This window comes from Pseudofulvibacter geojedonensis (genome assembly GCF_042675745.1).
GTDB classification, from domain to species: domain Bacteria; phylum Bacteroidota; class Bacteroidia; order Flavobacteriales; family Flavobacteriaceae; genus Pseudofulvibacter; species Pseudofulvibacter geojedonensis.
Map to the genome: position 1 here is coordinate 108,977 of NZ_JBHTJM010000002.1, position 16,971 is coordinate 125,947.

The following is a 16,971-nucleotide window of genomic DNA, read 5'->3' on the forward strand; positions in this document are numbered from 1 at the left end:
ACTAGTTAAGTGTTCTAAACAACAAAATTGTTGTAGTTAACGCTGTAAAAACCGACATAATAGTTGTAAAAGTTTGTAAACCATTTGTTCCTGTTCCCCAAGATTTTTGAGGCAATGGCTTAATGTATATCATATCATTAGGTTGAACATAAAAAAAAGGAGATTCTAAAATTTTACTATCTGTCAAATCCAAATGATGAATTTTATGTCCACCCGGAAAAGGTCTTAGAATTAAAACATCTTTTTTATCTCCTAAAACAGGTATGTCACCAGAGTTAGCTATGGCTTCAAAAATATTTACTCTTTCTTGGTATAGTATACTGGTTCCAGGTCTTTTTATCTCGCCTAAAATAGTGTACTTTACCCCAGATAATTTAACTGTTAAAAAAATATTTGCCTCTTTTTTAAAGTATTCCTTAAGTAATTGACTTTTTATTTTCTCCTTAATTTCCTCTACAGTTAAATTCAAAACATTAACCTTTCCTAAAGTCGGTATATTTACATCGCCATGATCATCTACTAAAAAACCATCAAAATATAAATTCTGACCAGAAGTAGCATTTACATTATCTTCTGAAGCAATTGGATTGAACATACCTACCAATTTTTGATCTAAAGCTTTTATCCTAATACTCAAAACATCGTTAATCTGAACACGATAAGGAGGTAATTGTTTATTTAAAAAAGCGCTTTCTAACTCTGCATTTTTTTTATTTTGAAAATATACTGTCTGTTTCCTTGATATACACGAGGTGAAAAACAAACTTCCTAGTAAAAAAACTAAAAATAGTTTAAAATTCATTCTACCCATAAATTTAAGTAAGTTACAAATATAACTTTTCAAGCCTAATAATAAAACTTTATATTCTCTATCTAAGCTTTTTGCCTTTTATTTGTAAAAAAATAATTACGTGAACTATTTATCGGTAGAAAACATCAGTAAATCTTTTGGAGAAAGAGTTTTATTTAATAATCTTTCTTTTGGAATCAATAAAGATCAAAAAATAGCATTTATTGCCAAAAATGGAACTGGTAAAACCACTCTTTTGCATATTATTGCCGGCTTAGAAGAAGCTGATGCAGGGCAAATTGTAAAAAGAAAAGACCTGTATGTTGCATTTCTTTCTCAAGAAGACAAGTTAAATGAAAACTTTACAATAGAAGAAACCATTTTTGCTTCAGACAACAAAACACTTCAGGTAATTAAACAATATAATAAAGTTTTAGAAAATCCTGAAAACACAGAAGCATATCAAAAGGCTTTTGATTTAATGGACCAACACAATGCTTGGGATTTTGAAACTCAGTACAAGCAAATATTATTCAAATTAAAACTTGAAAACCTAAACCAAAAAGTTCATTTACTTTCTGGTGGTCAAAAGAAAAGATTAGCATTAGCCACAATCCTTATTAATAAACCCGATTTATTAATTCTTGATGAGCCAACAAACCATTTAGATTTAGAAATGATTGAATGGTTAGAATCCTATTTTAGAAAGGAAAACATTACTCTGTTTATGGTTACTCACGACAGGTATTTTTTAGAACGCGTTTGTAATGAAATTATTGAGTTAGAAAATGAACAATTATATAGCTATAAAGGCAACTATTCTTACTACTTAGACAAAAAAGAAGCTCGTGTAACTGCTGAAAATGTAGAAATAGACAAGGCGAGAAATGTTTTTAAAAAAGAGCTCGATTGGATGCGCAGGCAGCCAAAAGCAAGAACTACAAAATCTAAATCTAGAATAGACGATTTCTTTGAAATAAAGAAAAAAGCACACTCTAGACGTAAAGAACATGTTATGCAACTAGAAATTAACATGGAGCGTTTAGGAAATAAAATTGTTGAGTTTCATAATGTAAGTAAAGCTTTTGAAAGTAAAACAATACTTGATAAATTTAACTATACTTTTAAAAGAGGTGAAAGAATTGGTATTATTGGAAAAAACGGAACCGGAAAATCTACTTTTCTTAACATACTAACCCATTCACTTACTCCAGACGCAGGAAAAGTTATTATTGGAGATACTATAAAATTTGGATATTATACCCAGAAAGGCATCAAGATAAAAGAGGGACAAAAAGTAATTGAAGTTATTAAGGAGTTTGGAGAATTTATCCCTCTAGCAAAAGGCAAAAAAATATCTGCAGCTCAATTATTAGAGCGTTTTTTGTTTAGCAAAAAAAGACAATATGATTTTGTAGAAAAGCTATCAGGTGGAGAACGTAAAAGACTTTATTTATGTACAGTGTTAATTCAAAACCCTAATTTTTTAATCCTTGATGAACCAACTAATGATTTAGACATTATAACACTAAACGTATTAGAGAACTTCTTGTTAGATTACCCAGGCTGCTTGCTAGTAGTATCTCACGATAGATACTTTATGGACAAAGTAGTAGATCACTTATTTGTTTTTAGAGGTCAAGGTATCGTTGAAGATTTTCCTGGTAATTACTCTGACTTTAGATCTTATGAAGACAGCAATCCTCCGGAACAAAAAAAAATAGAGGCTAAAAAAGAAAAAAACACCTGGAAAAAGGAAAGTAAAGTTAAACTCTCATTTAACGAACAAAAAGAGTTTAACAAACTAGAAAACGATATTAAAAAATTAAACATACAGAAAAAAGAAACAGAAGAAATATTCAACAACCCAAATTTAAACCAAGAAGAAATTCAAGAAGCATCTAAAAAGCTTCAAGAAATTATCACAAGTATTGAAACTAAAGAAGATCGTTGGTTAGAATTATCTATGAAACTAGAAGAGTAATATATGTTTCAAATATTAGCATACATAAAATTTATATTTATCGCTAAAAGCAAACTCCGAACAAAATCGCTTTTTATTAATGAGGTTTTAAACGAGAGTTTACTCAATAAAGAACTTTTTCCTCTCTACACAACTTTAAAAAAATATCGCCATAAACTTTATCAAAATCATCAGACTATTCAAGTAACAGATTTTGGTTCTGGGAGTCGAGTTTTTAAAAGCAATACCCGAAAAATATCTGCTATTGCTAGAAATGCTGGCTTAGCCCCCAAACGAGCGGTATTGCTTAGCAAGTTAGCAAATTACTTCAAACCTAAACACTCATTAGAAATAGGAACTTCTTTAGGTTTAGGCACAGCTGCTTTACATTTGGGCTACCCAAAAGGAAAAATAACAACCCTAGAAGGTTGCCCAGAAACTGGTAACATAGCTCAACAACAATTTACAAACTTCAATTTTAAAAACATTGATTTAGTAATAGGCGAGTTTAACAAATACCTTAACGATATTGACTCCTCAAGTATATATGATTTGGTTTATTTTGATGGCAACCACCAAAAAGAGGCCACACTTAATTATTTTAATAAATTAATAAAACATTCTAATTCTAATTCTGTCTTTATTTTTGACGATATACACTGGTCTAAAGAAATGGAAGAGGCTTGGGATGTAATTAAAAAAGATACTCGAGTAAAAACCACTATAGACACATTTTTTTGGGGCTTAGTTTTCTTTAATTCAGAAGACACTCATCAAAAACATTTTAAAATAAGATTATAAACAATGCCGTATCTTTGGGTTATATTAGCATTAATCTTCTTTTATCTTATTATAAAAGGATATGTTAACAGAAAAAACAGAAAGCGAAGTAAAAGAGACACTATTTTCGATAAAAGAAAAATGAGAAGATAAATTTTTACTCATTTTCTTTCAATTTTAATATTATTAGTCATGAAAGTATATACCAAAACAGGAGATAAAGGAACCACTGCTTTATTTGGAGGAACTAGAGTTCCTAAACACCATATTAGAATAGATAGCTACGGAACTGTAGATGAACTTAATTCATATATTGGACTTATAAGAGACCAAGAAATAGACCCCCGATCAAAAGAAATTTCAATCCACATTCAAGATCGATTATTTACCCTTGGAGCTATTTTAGCCACCGATCCAGAGAAAATGATTCTAAAAAACGGTAAAGAACGACTCAATATTCCTAAAATATCAGAAGAAAACATAGAGTTGTTAGAAAAGGAAATGGACATTATGAATGATTCTTTACCTCCAATGACGCATTTTGTTTTACCAGGCGGACACACAACCGTGTCATATTGTCATATAGCACGATGTGTCTGCAGAAGAGCAGAACGCTTAGCTAGCGCTCTTTTCGAAATAGAACCATTTGACGATAGAGCTTTAAAATACTTAAACCGACTATCTGACTATCTTTTTGTATTGGCACGAAAGTTGTCACATGACTTACAAGCCGAAGAAGTTAAATGGGTTCCAGAAAAACTCTAATTTTGGGCGATTGCACTTAACCTTTTGCTCAATGTAAATTAGCAAATTGACAACTTAGAATACACGTTCTTATATATATGAATTAAAATATGATTTTTTACTTGATTTTTTCATATAAAAAATTATTTTTGCTGAAGAATTAAAAATTAGTTACAATTATGTATTGGACTTTAGAATTGGCATCGCATTTAAGTGATGCACCTTGGCCAGCAACCAAAGACGAATTGATAGATTATGCTATTAGAACTGGAGCTCCGCTAGAAGTAGTAGAAAATTTACAGTCTATAGAAGATGAAGGAGATCAATATGAGTCTATTGAAGAAATATGGCCAGACTATCCTACCGAAGAAGACTATCTTTGGAACGAGGATGAATACTAAACTATAAAAAACAACTAAAAAGTCTCTTCTAGAGGCTTTTTTTATTATAAAATCACACTATGAGTTTACTTAATAAAGTACTTAAAGTATTTGTTGGAGATAAGTCAAAAAAAGACTTGAAAGATATTCAACCATTAGTTAATAAAATTAAAAAAATTGAACCTACTCTGGTTGGTATTTCTAACGATGAACTTAGAAATAAAACAATTGAATTTAAAGCTAAAATCAACGATGCAATAGCTGACATAAAATCTAAAATTGACGGACTAAAAACCGAAATTGAAGACACTTCAGATATTGACAAAAAAGAAGATTTATACACTCAAATAGATAAGCTAAACGAAGAAGCTTACGAAATATCAGAAAAAGTATTAATTGACATTTTACCAGAAGCTTTTGCTGTAGTTAAAGAAACAGCTAAACGTTTTACAGAAAATGATACTGTTTCTGTTACAGCTTCTGCCTATGATAGAGAACTTTCTGGAATCAAAGATTTTGTTGAATTAAACGGAGATCAAGCTATTTGGCAAACTTCTTGGGATGCTGCAGGTACTGCCGTTACCTGGAACATGATTCATTACGATGTTCAATTAATTGGTGGTATTGCTATGCACCAAGGTAAAATTGCAGAAATGCAAACAGGAGAAGGTAAAACCTTAGTAGCAACCTTACCTGTTTACTTAAATGCTTTAACTGGTAACGGTGTTCATTTAGTAACTGTAAATGACTATTTAGCAAAACGAGATTGTGCTTGGATGGCTCCATTATTTCAATTTCACGGCTTAACAGTAGACTGTATAGATAACTACCAACCTAACTCTGCCGAAAGAAGAGCAGCATATAATGCCGACATTACTTACGGAACTAATAACGAATTCGGTTTTGATTATCTACGTGATAACATGGCGCATTCACCAGATGATTTGGTGCAAAAAAAGCACAACTTTGCTATTGTAGATGAAATAGATTCTGTTTTAGTAGACGATGCACGTACACCTCTAATTATTTCTGGACCGATACCACAAGGAGACCGTCACGAGTTTAATGAATTAAAACCTAAAATTGCTAACGTTGTTGAAGTACAACGCAAATATTTGGTTGGTGTATTAGCAGAAGCTAAAAAACTAATTAAAGAAGGCAATACAGAAGAAGGTGGTGTTCTTTTATTACGTGTATATAGAGGTTTACCAAAAAATAAAGCTTTGATTAAGTTTTTAAGTGAAGAAGGAATTAAGCAATTGCTTCAGAAAACTGAAAACAAATACATGGCAGATAACAATCGTGAAATGCATAAGATTGATGCTGAATTGTATTTTGTAATCGAAGAAAAGAACAATCAAATAGATTTAACAGACAAAGGAGTTGACTTTTTATCTAAAGACGATGGAGATAGAGATTTCTTTGTCATGCCAGATATTGGAACCGAAATTGCTAAAATTGAATCTAAAGGTTTAGAAAAAGAAGAAGAAGCAGATTTAAAAGAAGAATTATACAGAGACTTTAGTATTAAAAGTGAACGTATACACTCTTTAAATCAACTATTAAAAGCATATACTTTATTTGAAAAGGATGTTGAGTATGTGGTAATGGATAACAAGGTTATGATCGTAGACGAATCTACTGGTCGTATCATGGATGGTCGTCGTTATTCAGACGGACTTCACCAAGCCATAGAGGCAAAAGAAAATGTAAAAATTGAAGCTGCCACTCAAACTTTTGCTACTATTACTTTGCAAAATTACTTCAGAATGTACAACAAACTTTCTGGAATGACAGGTACAGCAATTACAGAAGCTGGAGAGTTTTGGGAAATTTATAAACTAGATGTTGTAGAAATTCCTACTAATCGTCCAATTGCAAGAAAAGACAAAGAAGATTTAGTTTACAAAACTAAGCGTGAAAAATACAATGCTGTTATAGATGAAGTTACTAAACTATCTAACGAAGGAAGGCCTGTATTAATTGGTACAACCTCTGTTGAAATTTCGGAATTATTAAGTAGAATGTTAAAAATAAGAAACATTCCTCACAACGTTCTAAATGCAAAAATGCACAAAAAAGAAGCAGAGATTGTAGCCGAAGCTGGTCAAGGAGGTTTTGTTACTATTGCAACCAATATGGCAGGTCGTGGTACCGACATCAAACTATCTGACGCCGTTAAAAAAGCTGGTGGTTTAGCTATTATTGGTACAGAACGTCATGATTCTCGCCGTGTAGACCGTCAGTTAAGAGGTCGTTCTGGACGTCAAGGAGATCCAGGTAGTTCTCAATTTTATGTTTCTTTAGAAGATAACCTAATGCGTTTATTTGGTAGCGAACGTATTGCTAAAATGATGGATAGATTAGGTTTAGAAGAAGGAGAAGTAATACAACACGGTATGATCTCTAAATCTATAGAAAGAGCTCAGAAAAAAGTTGAAGAAAACAGCTTTGGAACTCGTAAACATTTATTAGAGTACGATGATGTAATGAGTAAACAACGTAATGTTATTTACAAGCGTCGTAAAAATGCTTTATATGGTGAACGTTTAAGTATTGATATTGCTGACATGATTTATGACACAGCAGAGGTTATTACACTAAACAACAAACCTACTGAAGATTTTAAAAACTTTGAGTTTGAGTTAATTCGTTTCTTCTCTACTAGTTCTCCTATTTCAGAAGAAGAGTTTAAAAAGTTAAGTATTCAAGATATTACAGGAAAAGTTTATAAAGCTGTTATTGATCATTATCAGGAAAAAATGAAAAGAGCAGCAGATACTGCATTTCCAGTAATTAAAAATGTGTATGAAACTCAAGGCGATCAATTTAGAAGGATTTTAGTTCCTTTTACAGATGGAATTAAAAGTTTAAATGTAGCTACAGATTTAGAAAAAGCATATAAAACAGAAGGAAAAGCTTTAATTACCGACTTTGAGAAGAATATTACCCTAGCTATTATAGATGATTCTTGGAAGACTCACTTACGTAAGATGGATGAGTTAAAACAATCGGTTCGTTTAGCAGTTCACGAACAAAAAGATCCTTTATTAATCTATAAAGAAGAAAGTTTTAAACTATTTAGAACGATGGTTTCTGATATGAATAAAGAAATTATTTCTTTCTTATTTAAAGGAGAACTACCTACTCAAGAAGATGCAAATATTAGTGAAGCTAGACAAGCAACTAAAAAACAAGACTACACAGAAAGCAAAGAAGAAGTCTTAAATAGTGACGAGTTAGCTGCACAAAATAGAGCAGCAGGTGCAGCTGCCAGCCAACCTCAGCAACAACAGGTTACTGAAACTATTACTCGTGAAACACCAAAAATTGGCAGGAATGATACTGTTACCATTAAGCATGTGTTAAGCGGAAAAACAGAAACAATGAAATTTAAAAAAGCAGAACCTTTACTTAAAAAAGGTGAATACGTTTTGATTCAAAACTAAAATAAAAAAAAGGGTAGAATTTTAATTCTACCCTTTTTACTTCTTTTTAAATTGCTCACTAAAACTACAAAGCTATTTAAACCTTATTTTCTTAAACATTTTTACACTTATTACCTCTTTTAAAGCCTACAGTTTTTTGTGTTTTAACTTTATCAATCAGATAAATGGATCACCTTATCTCCTACTGACAAAAAAACAGCTTTATTTAATCTGAATTTTTTTCATTATTATTTTGTCGTTATATTTTATTCTTAACAAATACATTCCCGAACTTAATGAACTATTTATTGAAAAGTTAAGATTATACACTCCCTTATTAAAGTTAGTAGGCTCAATTATTTCATATACTTTTTTCCCTGTAAAATCATATAAAGCAAAATTTAATTCAGTCTTATTGTTTACTATAAAATGAATATTACCTTGACTTTCTAATGGATTAGGATAAACTCCTATCACTATTAAATCTTCAGAAGAAGAGTTAGCTTCAACTGGGTATGGATATTCTCCATAAGACAATACAGCTTCTGTTGGCGCATTAGTTTCTACTACATTACAAACATCCTTATCTACAAACCAGCTTTTATAATAATATTGTCCAGAATTTGCAGATGTAATATCATTTATAAAATACCAATCTGCTTGCACTCTATTAGGACTTACATCTAATATATAATAACCATGCCCATCTAAATTTACATCTTTCATATGAGAATTTGCTGTTAAAGCATAAGTCTCTGCCAACCAAGACGCTACTCCTCCATAAGCATCTAAATTTTCTGAAGTAATACTAGGAACTATAAATTCTACTGCCTGACAAGTGTTATTGTACTCAACATTACCAGAAAACATACTGTGAATATCTCCTGTTAATATTACGTTATTCCTTATGGTATTATCATCTAAAAACTTTAACAATCTTTCTCTTTCTTCAGAATATCCATCCCAAGCATCATTAGTAGGAACCCCATTAAATGGCATTAACATAACTTGATTCCCTATAATACGCCATGTAGCCGTAGAACCTTGCAGTAAACTGGTTAACCAATTATATTGTTCTTCTCCTAATATTGAGACATAAGAATTTCTAATATCATGATTAGAATTTACATATGCTTTATTAATAACTTCTCTTGCTTTAGAACTTTCATATTTACTAGGTGATACTTTAACACCATTCTGCTTAAATTCATAAGCAATATGCGCAAAATGATGAATTAAAAAATCTATCTCTTCATTTGTTAATAAACTAATATCTAAATACAACGGTGCTATTTGCCTAAGCAATTCTTTACAGTCTTCTAAAGAATTGATAGATTTGGTTTGTATCAAATCTTTTATAAAACTTTTTTTCTCTTCTTTACTTAAAGATTGATTTGAAACTTTAGAACTTAAAGCTTCTCCCCTACCAACTATCCTAGTATCTAGCATGTACAAATCAACCAAATTACCAAAAGAAAATTCTCTATACAATCTATATTCTTCAATTGAGTTAGCTCTAATTGGCAACCATTCAAAATAAGCTTTATAGGCATTATTCTTTCTTGTTTCCCAACTTCCTTCTGTTGCATTATCATGATTTTCAGCGCTGTATTTATTAGCATCATTACTAAACTCATGATCATCCCAAATAAGAATAAATGGATGCTGCTGATGCAAGTTTCGCAGCATAGGATCGAGTCGATAATAAGAATACCTTACTCTATAATCATTTAGAGTTACCGTTTCATTAGCTGGCAAATGTCCTCTACCTATACTGCTACTATAACCATACCCTCCGCTTTCGTACTCATAAATATAATCTCCTAAATGAAGTATAACATCTATATCTGTTCTATTAGCAAGCTCTTGATAGCCTGTAAAATAACCATTTTGATAATTAGAACACGAAACAACTCCAAACCGAACATTGTTTACGGTTCCTGTTGGGGCTGTTCTTGTTTTACCTATAATAGACTTTTGCCCAGAAGACTCAAATTGATAATAATAAGTAGCTCCAGCATTTAACCCTGTAACATCTACTTTTGCTGTATAATCTTTAGTATCATTAGTAATTACTATTCCTGACTGAACCACTGTATTCATAGATGGGTCTGTAGCTACCGACCATTTAACTAAAGCTCCCGCGGCATTTGTTGTAATTCTAGTCCAAATAACAACAGCATTATCTGTAGGATCACCAGATGCAACACCATGATAAAAAGGAGCTAAAGAAGAATCGAAATAGTCCTCTATATTACCACTAGAAATGTTTCTATTTATTTGAGTAATAGTAGCATTTTTAGATTGAGACCAACTTAAATAAAATGAGCCCATAAGAATTATAAATAACAACTTTCTCATCTTATTTCCTGGTTATTAGTTTAGAAATTATATTCCCTTTAGTATCGCTTATTCTTATATAATAGTTACCCTTTACTAAATGCTGAGTATTTACAACTACTTTATTATTTGCTACATACTGTTTTCTTGCATAAATTAATTTTCCTGATAAATCATATATACCTAAATCTACCTGCTTAATAGAACTAGGAATTGATACAAATAGGTAATCTTTAAAAGGTATAGGATATACTTTTACATTTTCAGTTAAAAATTCGTTCTCTTCAGTTTTTAATGTATTGCCATTAAATTGATATTCTATATGAAGTTTTGCTGCTTTAGCTGGATTATTATCGTAAGAATAGGCTTTTCTTCTATCATTATCATTGTCTTTATCCCAAAGTATAAAACTCATCGCATTTCCATACTTCCAATCATTACGGTTTACAATAGCCTGAACCATTCCGCTTAAACTGGGTGTTCTTGTATCTGTACTTATTTCATCGGTACTCCAGGCAGCTGGATTCCAATCAACTGTAGCTGTTCTAGACATACCAGAAACACCATAATCTCCAACTATTTTTGGGGAATCTCCAGAATTATGAGCAGCTATACGCAAGGTTACAGCATTACTTTGTGAGTCTTCTGCAACAAATTGTATGTAGGCATTTGTGATAATAGCATTTTCTGGAACAATTACATTCTGAAAACGTAAACCTATGTATTGATTAGTCCCAAAAGCTGTCCATGTATAATCAAAAGCTAATTCTAAATCGGAGCTATCGTAATACAATTCTCCATTATCATCAATACCTTCCTCTACATCATCATTACCACTTGAAATTGGTATTTCTACTGTTTCAGAAAAATTACCTACATTAACATAAATAGTTTCTTCATCGTAAGCAGAAAAATTATCATTATAAGCAAAAACAGTTATTTTATGCCTTCCGCTAGGGAAATTATAGTTAACTGCATAAGGAGCTTCAGTGTCAATTCCTATAGAATTTCCATTTACATGAAAATCTACAGCTGCTATTCCTGAACCTGTATTTAATACATTTAAATCTATAGGAGTTGTAACTCCACTAGCTATAGCTTGCCCATTAACCAAGTTTGCATATTCTACATCTGGCACAGTGGCCACTAAAGATTGATTGATTATTTCTATTACAGATCCATTAGATGGATTCCATAAATTTAAATTAGAAGGTAAATTAAAAACGTTATTATTATCTACATCTGTTACAAGGTCTGCATTGTCTACAACTACAGTTCTAATTTGAATTTTATATTCATCAACAAAAATTAGTTTAAATTGGTTGAAAGAACTACTATCTCTTGTCCACGGCTTATTATCATCATTAGCTCGTAAAGGCGCTCCCCAACAACCTTCACCAACATAAACAGAACCATTAACATCATCTCGTTCAAAACCTTCACTACAATTAGCTCCGCTATTACATGGTTTTACTGGCCAAGTAGTTTTTACAGTGTGTGAATCACTTTCACATACCAACCTAACTCCATTATCATAAAATAATTGAGCCCAATTATTATATTCATCATTACCTTCACTTTTACCACTTTCATGTGGCCTCATTGGCTTATGATATTGAGCCATTTTCCAAACAACATCACTATTCGAGCTGAGATCTGAAGATAACCAAGAACCCTGACTTCCACCAGCAGCAATTTCTGAATTTAATGTATAAGATCTTATTAAGTTGTTACCAAAAGTTAATGCATAATATACATCTGTAGAAGATGTGTCAAATAAATTATAAATATCTGCATTAGAACTTTCATGATTACCCCTAGCTGGTATTATAGGAAACATTCTACCATCTGAAGCTATTGTATACTGCCAATCATCCATCCATTCTTGCCATTCTGAACTCGTATTGACATTGGTCATGTCTCCTCCAAAAAATACAGCATGTGGCTTTAACTTAGCTACTAGCTTATTAGCATTTTTCCTTGGTGTTCTATTGTTTCTAGAATCACCACCAGCAATAAAAGATAATTTCTCATTAGTATTTGGTGCTGTTTTAAACCAAAACCTACTACTCGTTCCTTCAGAGTCTTTAATAACAAAATAATAAACCGTATTAGGAGATAAATCAGATAACCTTACAAATCTGTTATTCATTCCTTTATGAGAAACTGAACGATCTACCCCTTTAGAAGAAGGATAAGATGCCCAGTTGACACCTAAATCTGTATCGCCATAGTAAACAATAGGATTATTACCAGAAATTTGATTCCAACCAATTGTAATAGTTGAAGAAGGTGAGTTAGTTAATATAAGTCTGTATTTATCATTAGAAGAAAATGACAAATAGCTTATTAATAACACTAATATAGAAAGTATTCTTTTTTTCATTTTAATTAAAATTTTTGCGTAAAACTAAAATGAAAAAACCTACAAAACTATGCGTACATAATAATTAACCAAATCTTAAAAAGCATAACTTTTTAATAAAAAACGCGTAACAAAAAATCAAAGAAAAAATAACTTTAACAGCCTAGATTTGTATGTTAAATTGATTCAATTATGAATAAGAATATAATTCTCTTATTGAGAATATCTTGCTTTTGTGTATTAATAGGTAGAGCATACCAATTTATTTTTTGGGATGCTCCATTTAGAACTTTATTATGGGATCAAAAACTAATTGAACCTTTAATCAACCTATTGGGTTACAGCTGGAAAGAATATGCTAACAGTTTAAGAATAGATTCTTTAATAAAACTATCAATAAAATTAAATGGTATTTTTTTCTTTATTAGTGCTTTTTTAGTATTATTTTCTAATAACAAATCTAAAAACTGGATGAAAACTATTATCTGGTTAAGTGGAATAAGTTTAATAATTCTAGCTTTACTTCAGACCAAAGAAAAGTTTTATCATTTGGCGATGTTTTTTGAACACTCGATTCAGTTTAGTTTACCATTCTTACTTATATATTTTACAAAAACCAATAACTATTTAAGCTTTACTTGGTATTTAAAAACCATCATTGCTCTTACATTTACTTGTCATGGTTTATATGCTATTGGCTGCATATATCCTTTGCCTGCAAATTTTGTAACCATGAGTTTAAATACTCTCCCTTTAACAGAAACTCAAGTAAAATACTTTCTATTTATTGCGGGTATATTAGACTTTATAATAGCTATAGGTATATTTATTCCTAAGTTGTACAAACCAATATTAATGTACGCGATCTTTTGGGGAAGTATAACTGCTATAGCTAGAATAGCTAGCGGACTAACTTATGATGTTTCAATAAATATATTTCATCAATACTTATACCAAACCATATATAGAGTTCCTCATGGAATAGCTCCTATAATTTTATTGTACCTTACTATAAAATATTCTTCATTTATTTCCCCACAAAACAATATATTAAGCTCAGATTTAGATTGTAACAAATAAATCTGTTTATAATTTATAGTGAAAATCATTTAATGCAACACTAATTTTACCTAATAAACTTTTAGCAACAAATTAGGGTCTGGACAATTATTCAGATCTCTTTTTTGTTCGTTCAATGAAGTAACTCCTTTATAATCTCCAAAACTTCCCTCTAAATCTTTTATTATTTGAAAATGTAAATGAGGAGCATAATCACCATTAACAGACGCATCTCCTAAATAAGCTAATTCTTCTCCTTTTTTGAATTCTTGACCAATTGTTAGATTTGATATAGATTCTAAGCTTAAATGCCCATAAAGAGTATAAAAAATTACTCCTTCAATTACATGTTCAAGAATAATTGTTGGCCCATAATCTCCAAAAGCAGTATTGTTTTTAAAACTATGCACCTTACCCTCTAACGGTACAAGCACAGGTGTATTCGCACTACACCAGAAGTCCATTCCTAAATGAATATTTCTTTCTTTTTTATAATCAGTTTCGAAAAAATGATTGCTTCTTTGGTATATTTTTCGTGTTTCGTTATAACCACCAAAAGCAACTGAGGCTTGTTTTTTATCTAATAAAGAATTAATATAATTTTCAAATTCTTCTGCAGATGTAATATCAAAGTCTAATAGCTCTTTATTAGACTCTGCTAAATCTAATGGAGTATACTTTTTATAATTAAAAGCATTTATAACATATAAAGGTTCACAACTATAATTAAATAGTAATTGTTCAAAAGAATTCATAATCTACTCTCCTATTTTTCGTTTAATCTTACTTAATTCATTAGCCAATATAGACAATTGATCTTCTAAATCATCCTTATAATCTGGTATACGCTTATAAAACACATATTTAATCTTCCATATTTCATCAATATCTTTCTTATCAAACTCTTTATCATCTATATTAATATGATCTGCACGTAAAACAACAGTGTTCTTTACCAAATACAACCTTCTTAATATTAATTTTCCTTTTACCAATACCAATACTAAAGTTCCATTAAGCAACTCTTTTATTTTATTGACTGGAAAATAATGACCTACAACAATATCATTGGGATACAATCCTTTGTCATGAGAAGTCATTTCCAAATTATTAATAGTATAACCACGCAAAGGCAATGTATTCTTAACAGGTAACTTTAAAGCTGGCATTTGATTAACAAAAGTTTCTTTTTCATAAAACTGAATATAATCAGAACTATTACTTTCTGTAATACATGGTATACTTGCAAATTTTTCTTGAGTCAACTCGTTTACATCTGTAGTTATACCACTTTTAAACTGCAACAACTCATTAACGGTTAAATCTCTAGTAAGTATATCATCAATTTTTATGCTAAATTTATTAGCAACCATAATAATTGTATCTATCTTAGGCTCACTCCTACCTTCTTCGTAAGCCCCTAGTGTTGCGCGCTTTAAACCAAATAAATCTGCGAAAGCCTGCTGACTTAAGTTCTTTACACTTCGTATTTTTTTAATGTTTTTTCCAAAAAACGACATAATTATGCTAATTTTATTTGCAAATATGATTTTTTTATGTAAATTTACACTATAATTATTAGCAAAAGCTACAAATATTAGCTATAAATAATAATTAAGCTATCAAATATAGCAATAAAAACTAGAGTCGACTAAAAAAATTAGCAAATTACTAACTAAAAACAAAAAACAACTATGTTATTAATCGTATCAGAATTGGTAAAATATACCATCAGTTTAGTGAGTTATATCGTAAACTTTTTGTAATATTAAATCCCTAAAACTAATCATTAAAATCTGATTTTACCAAGAATGAAAAAAACAAAATTTGACATCATTAAAGACTACTTAATCGAGTTAAATTACAGTATTACTCACGAAGATAAATCTAGTGGTATACTGATGATTCAAAAAGAAAGTGAAGGAATTAAAAACTTAATTATAGGTGTTGCAGATCCTATATTAATTATAGAACAATACATTTTTAAGATCAATACTCCTTCAGAAAATATCTTTAAACAATTGTTACAAAAGAACAGAGATATTGTTCATGGAGCATTTGTTTTAGATGAAACTGGACAAAAAGTAATCTTTAGAGATAGCTTACAACTAGAAAACCTAGACCTAAACGAGCTGGAAGGAAGTATCAACTCACTTAGCTTATTGCTTAGTGAATACTCAGAACAAATATTAGAGTTCTCAAAATATTAGCAATTATTTGATGTTCTGACTTCTCTAAAAGTTTAACCTAAAAAACTAACCATTTATGAGAAAAGAATATCAAATAAAACATAAGCTTTTTAAAAACTTTACAGATATAATTTATAATAACCAAAAGGTAGGAGAAATTAAACGAATGTCTTGGTATGGAAATCTTAATATTACAGTTAATGAGCTTTCATATACATTTATAAGAAAAGGAGTTTTAAATCCTATCATAGAAATTTATAATACCAATAACGAATTGTTGGGAAAAATAAAAAATAATGGTTGGGGAAAGTTAACTGTAGAATTTGAAAATAAAACCTACTTGTTTAAACCAATAAATAGATGGACAGGAATTTGGGGACTTTTTAAAAATGAACAAAAGATAAACTCTTTTAAAAATAAATTCTTAAAAGCCAGTTTAATTGACTACACAAACAACTTAAAACTACTTTTAATTAGTTTATCTATAATAAACTCAAGTCAACAAGTAGTTGTAGGATAAAACTAACCAATAAAAAAACAATATTATGATTATATCAACCACAGATACCGTACCAAACAAAGAAATAGTAACCATTTTAGGTGTTGCTAGAGGGAGTACCGTAAGAGCAAGAAATATAGGACGTGACATTTTTGCTGGCCTAAAAAATATAGTAGGTGGCGAAATTGAAGAGTATACCAAGTTGCAAGCTCATGCTAGAGAACAAGCTATGCAGCGTATGATAGAAGATGCTAGAAAACTAGGTGCAGATGCCGTAATTAATATTCGCCTTACTACTTCAATGGTTATGCAAGGTGCTTCAGAAATATTAGCCTATGGTACTGCCGTAAAATTAAGTTAGTATGGAAGCTGCAGCAATTGGATTTCAGTTACTAGTATGGGCTGTCATCCTCATCATATTAGTCTATTTAATT

At 30.5% G+C, this 16,971-nt stretch carries 14 protein-coding genes; 9 read left to right on the forward strand and 5 right to left on the reverse strand.

What is annotated here, in order from left to right:
- Position 1: 1 nt before the first annotated feature.
- Positions 2–802 (reverse strand): polysaccharide biosynthesis/export family protein, encoded by an 801-nt coding sequence (locus ACFQ1O_RS01265; protein WP_377712488.1) that lies wholly within the window; start codon positions 800–802, stop codon positions 2–4.
- Positions 803–911: 109 nt separating this feature from the next.
- On the opposite strand from ACFQ1O_RS01265, the gene ACFQ1O_RS01270 reads away from it, so the two are divergent.
- From ACFQ1O_RS01270 to secA, 5 genes are all read left to right on the forward strand, one after another.
- Positions 912–2,774 (forward strand): ABC-F family ATP-binding cassette domain-containing protein, encoded by a 1,863-nt coding sequence (locus tag ACFQ1O_RS01270; RefSeq protein WP_377712490.1) that lies wholly within the window; start codon positions 912–914, stop codon positions 2,772–2,774.
- Between the two features lie 3 nt (positions 2,775–2,777).
- Complete coding sequence (locus tag ACFQ1O_RS01275; RefSeq protein ID WP_377712493.1) at positions 2,778–3,554, forward strand: O-methyltransferase; 777 nt, start codon at positions 2,778–2,780, stop codon at positions 3,552–3,554.
- A gap of 171 nt (positions 3,555–3,725) precedes the next feature.
- On the forward strand, positions 3,726–4,298 hold the full coding sequence (locus ACFQ1O_RS01280) for a cob(I)yrinic acid a,c-diamide adenosyltransferase (protein WP_377712496.1): 573 nt from the start codon (positions 3,726–3,728) through the stop codon (positions 4,296–4,298).
- A 158-nt stretch (positions 4,299–4,456) separates the two neighbouring features.
- Positions 4,457–4,678, forward strand: coding sequence for a DUF2795 domain-containing protein (locus ACFQ1O_RS01285; protein ID WP_377712498.1), 222 nt, complete (start codon positions 4,457–4,459; stop codon positions 4,676–4,678).
- Positions 4,679–4,737: 59 nt separating this feature from the next.
- On the forward strand, positions 4,738–8,106 hold the full coding sequence (gene secA / locus ACFQ1O_RS01290; RefSeq protein ID WP_377712500.1) for a preprotein translocase subunit SecA: 3,369 nt from the start codon (positions 4,738–4,740) through the stop codon (positions 8,104–8,106).
- Between the two features lie 201 nt (positions 8,107–8,307).
- On the opposite strand, the gene ACFQ1O_RS01295 is transcribed toward secA, so the two are convergent.
- Both ACFQ1O_RS01295 and ACFQ1O_RS01300 read right to left on the reverse strand, forming a co-directional pair.
- Positions 8,308–10,446, reverse strand: a complete 2,139-nt coding sequence (locus tag ACFQ1O_RS01295) for an alkaline phosphatase D family protein (RefSeq protein WP_377712503.1) — start codon at positions 10,444–10,446, stop codon at positions 8,308–8,310.
- Position 10,447: 1 nt separating this feature from the next.
- A complete protein-coding gene (locus ACFQ1O_RS01300) occupies positions 10,448–12,811 on the reverse strand; it encodes a fibronectin type III domain-containing protein (RefSeq protein ID WP_377712506.1) in 2,364 nt (787 codons plus the stop codon).
- A gap of 171 nt (positions 12,812–12,982) precedes the next feature.
- On the opposite strand from ACFQ1O_RS01300, the gene ACFQ1O_RS01305 reads away from it, so the two are divergent.
- Entirely contained in the window at positions 12,983–13,870 is an 888-nt protein-coding gene (locus ACFQ1O_RS01305) for a hypothetical protein (RefSeq protein ID WP_377712508.1), read from the forward strand.
- 50 nt (positions 13,871–13,920) lie between these two features.
- Here ACFQ1O_RS01305 and ACFQ1O_RS01310 read toward each other — a convergent pair whose 3' ends face one another.
- Both ACFQ1O_RS01310 and ACFQ1O_RS01315 read right to left on the reverse strand, forming a co-directional pair.
- Positions 13,921–14,604: a peptidoglycan DD-metalloendopeptidase family protein gene (locus ACFQ1O_RS01310; RefSeq protein ID WP_377712510.1), complete on the reverse strand. Its 684-nt coding sequence runs from the start codon at positions 14,602–14,604 to the stop codon at positions 13,921–13,923.
- Positions 14,605–14,607: 3 nt separating this feature from the next.
- Entirely contained in the window at positions 14,608–15,369 is a 762-nt protein-coding gene (locus tag ACFQ1O_RS01315; protein WP_377712512.1) for a helix-turn-helix domain-containing protein, read from the reverse strand.
- 291 nt (positions 15,370–15,660) lie between these two features.
- On the opposite strand from ACFQ1O_RS01315, the gene ACFQ1O_RS01320 reads away from it, so the two are divergent.
- Genes ACFQ1O_RS01320 through ACFQ1O_RS01330 form a run of 3 tightly spaced genes read left to right on the forward strand, consistent with a single transcriptional unit; the run spans position 15,661 to position 16,898 of the window.
- Entirely contained in the window at positions 15,661–16,059 is a 399-nt protein-coding gene (locus ACFQ1O_RS01320; RefSeq protein WP_377712514.1) for a molecular chaperone Tir, read from the forward strand.
- Positions 16,060–16,114: 55 nt separating this feature from the next.
- Positions 16,115–16,558: a hypothetical protein gene (locus tag ACFQ1O_RS01325; protein WP_377712516.1), complete on the forward strand. Its 444-nt coding sequence runs from the start codon at positions 16,115–16,117 to the stop codon at positions 16,556–16,558.
- A gap of 25 nt (positions 16,559–16,583) precedes the next feature.
- Positions 16,584–16,898 (forward strand): YbjQ family protein, encoded by a 315-nt coding sequence (locus ACFQ1O_RS01330; RefSeq protein ID WP_377712518.1) that lies wholly within the window; start codon positions 16,584–16,586, stop codon positions 16,896–16,898.
- The last annotated feature ends 73 nt before the right edge of the window (positions 16,899–16,971 follow it).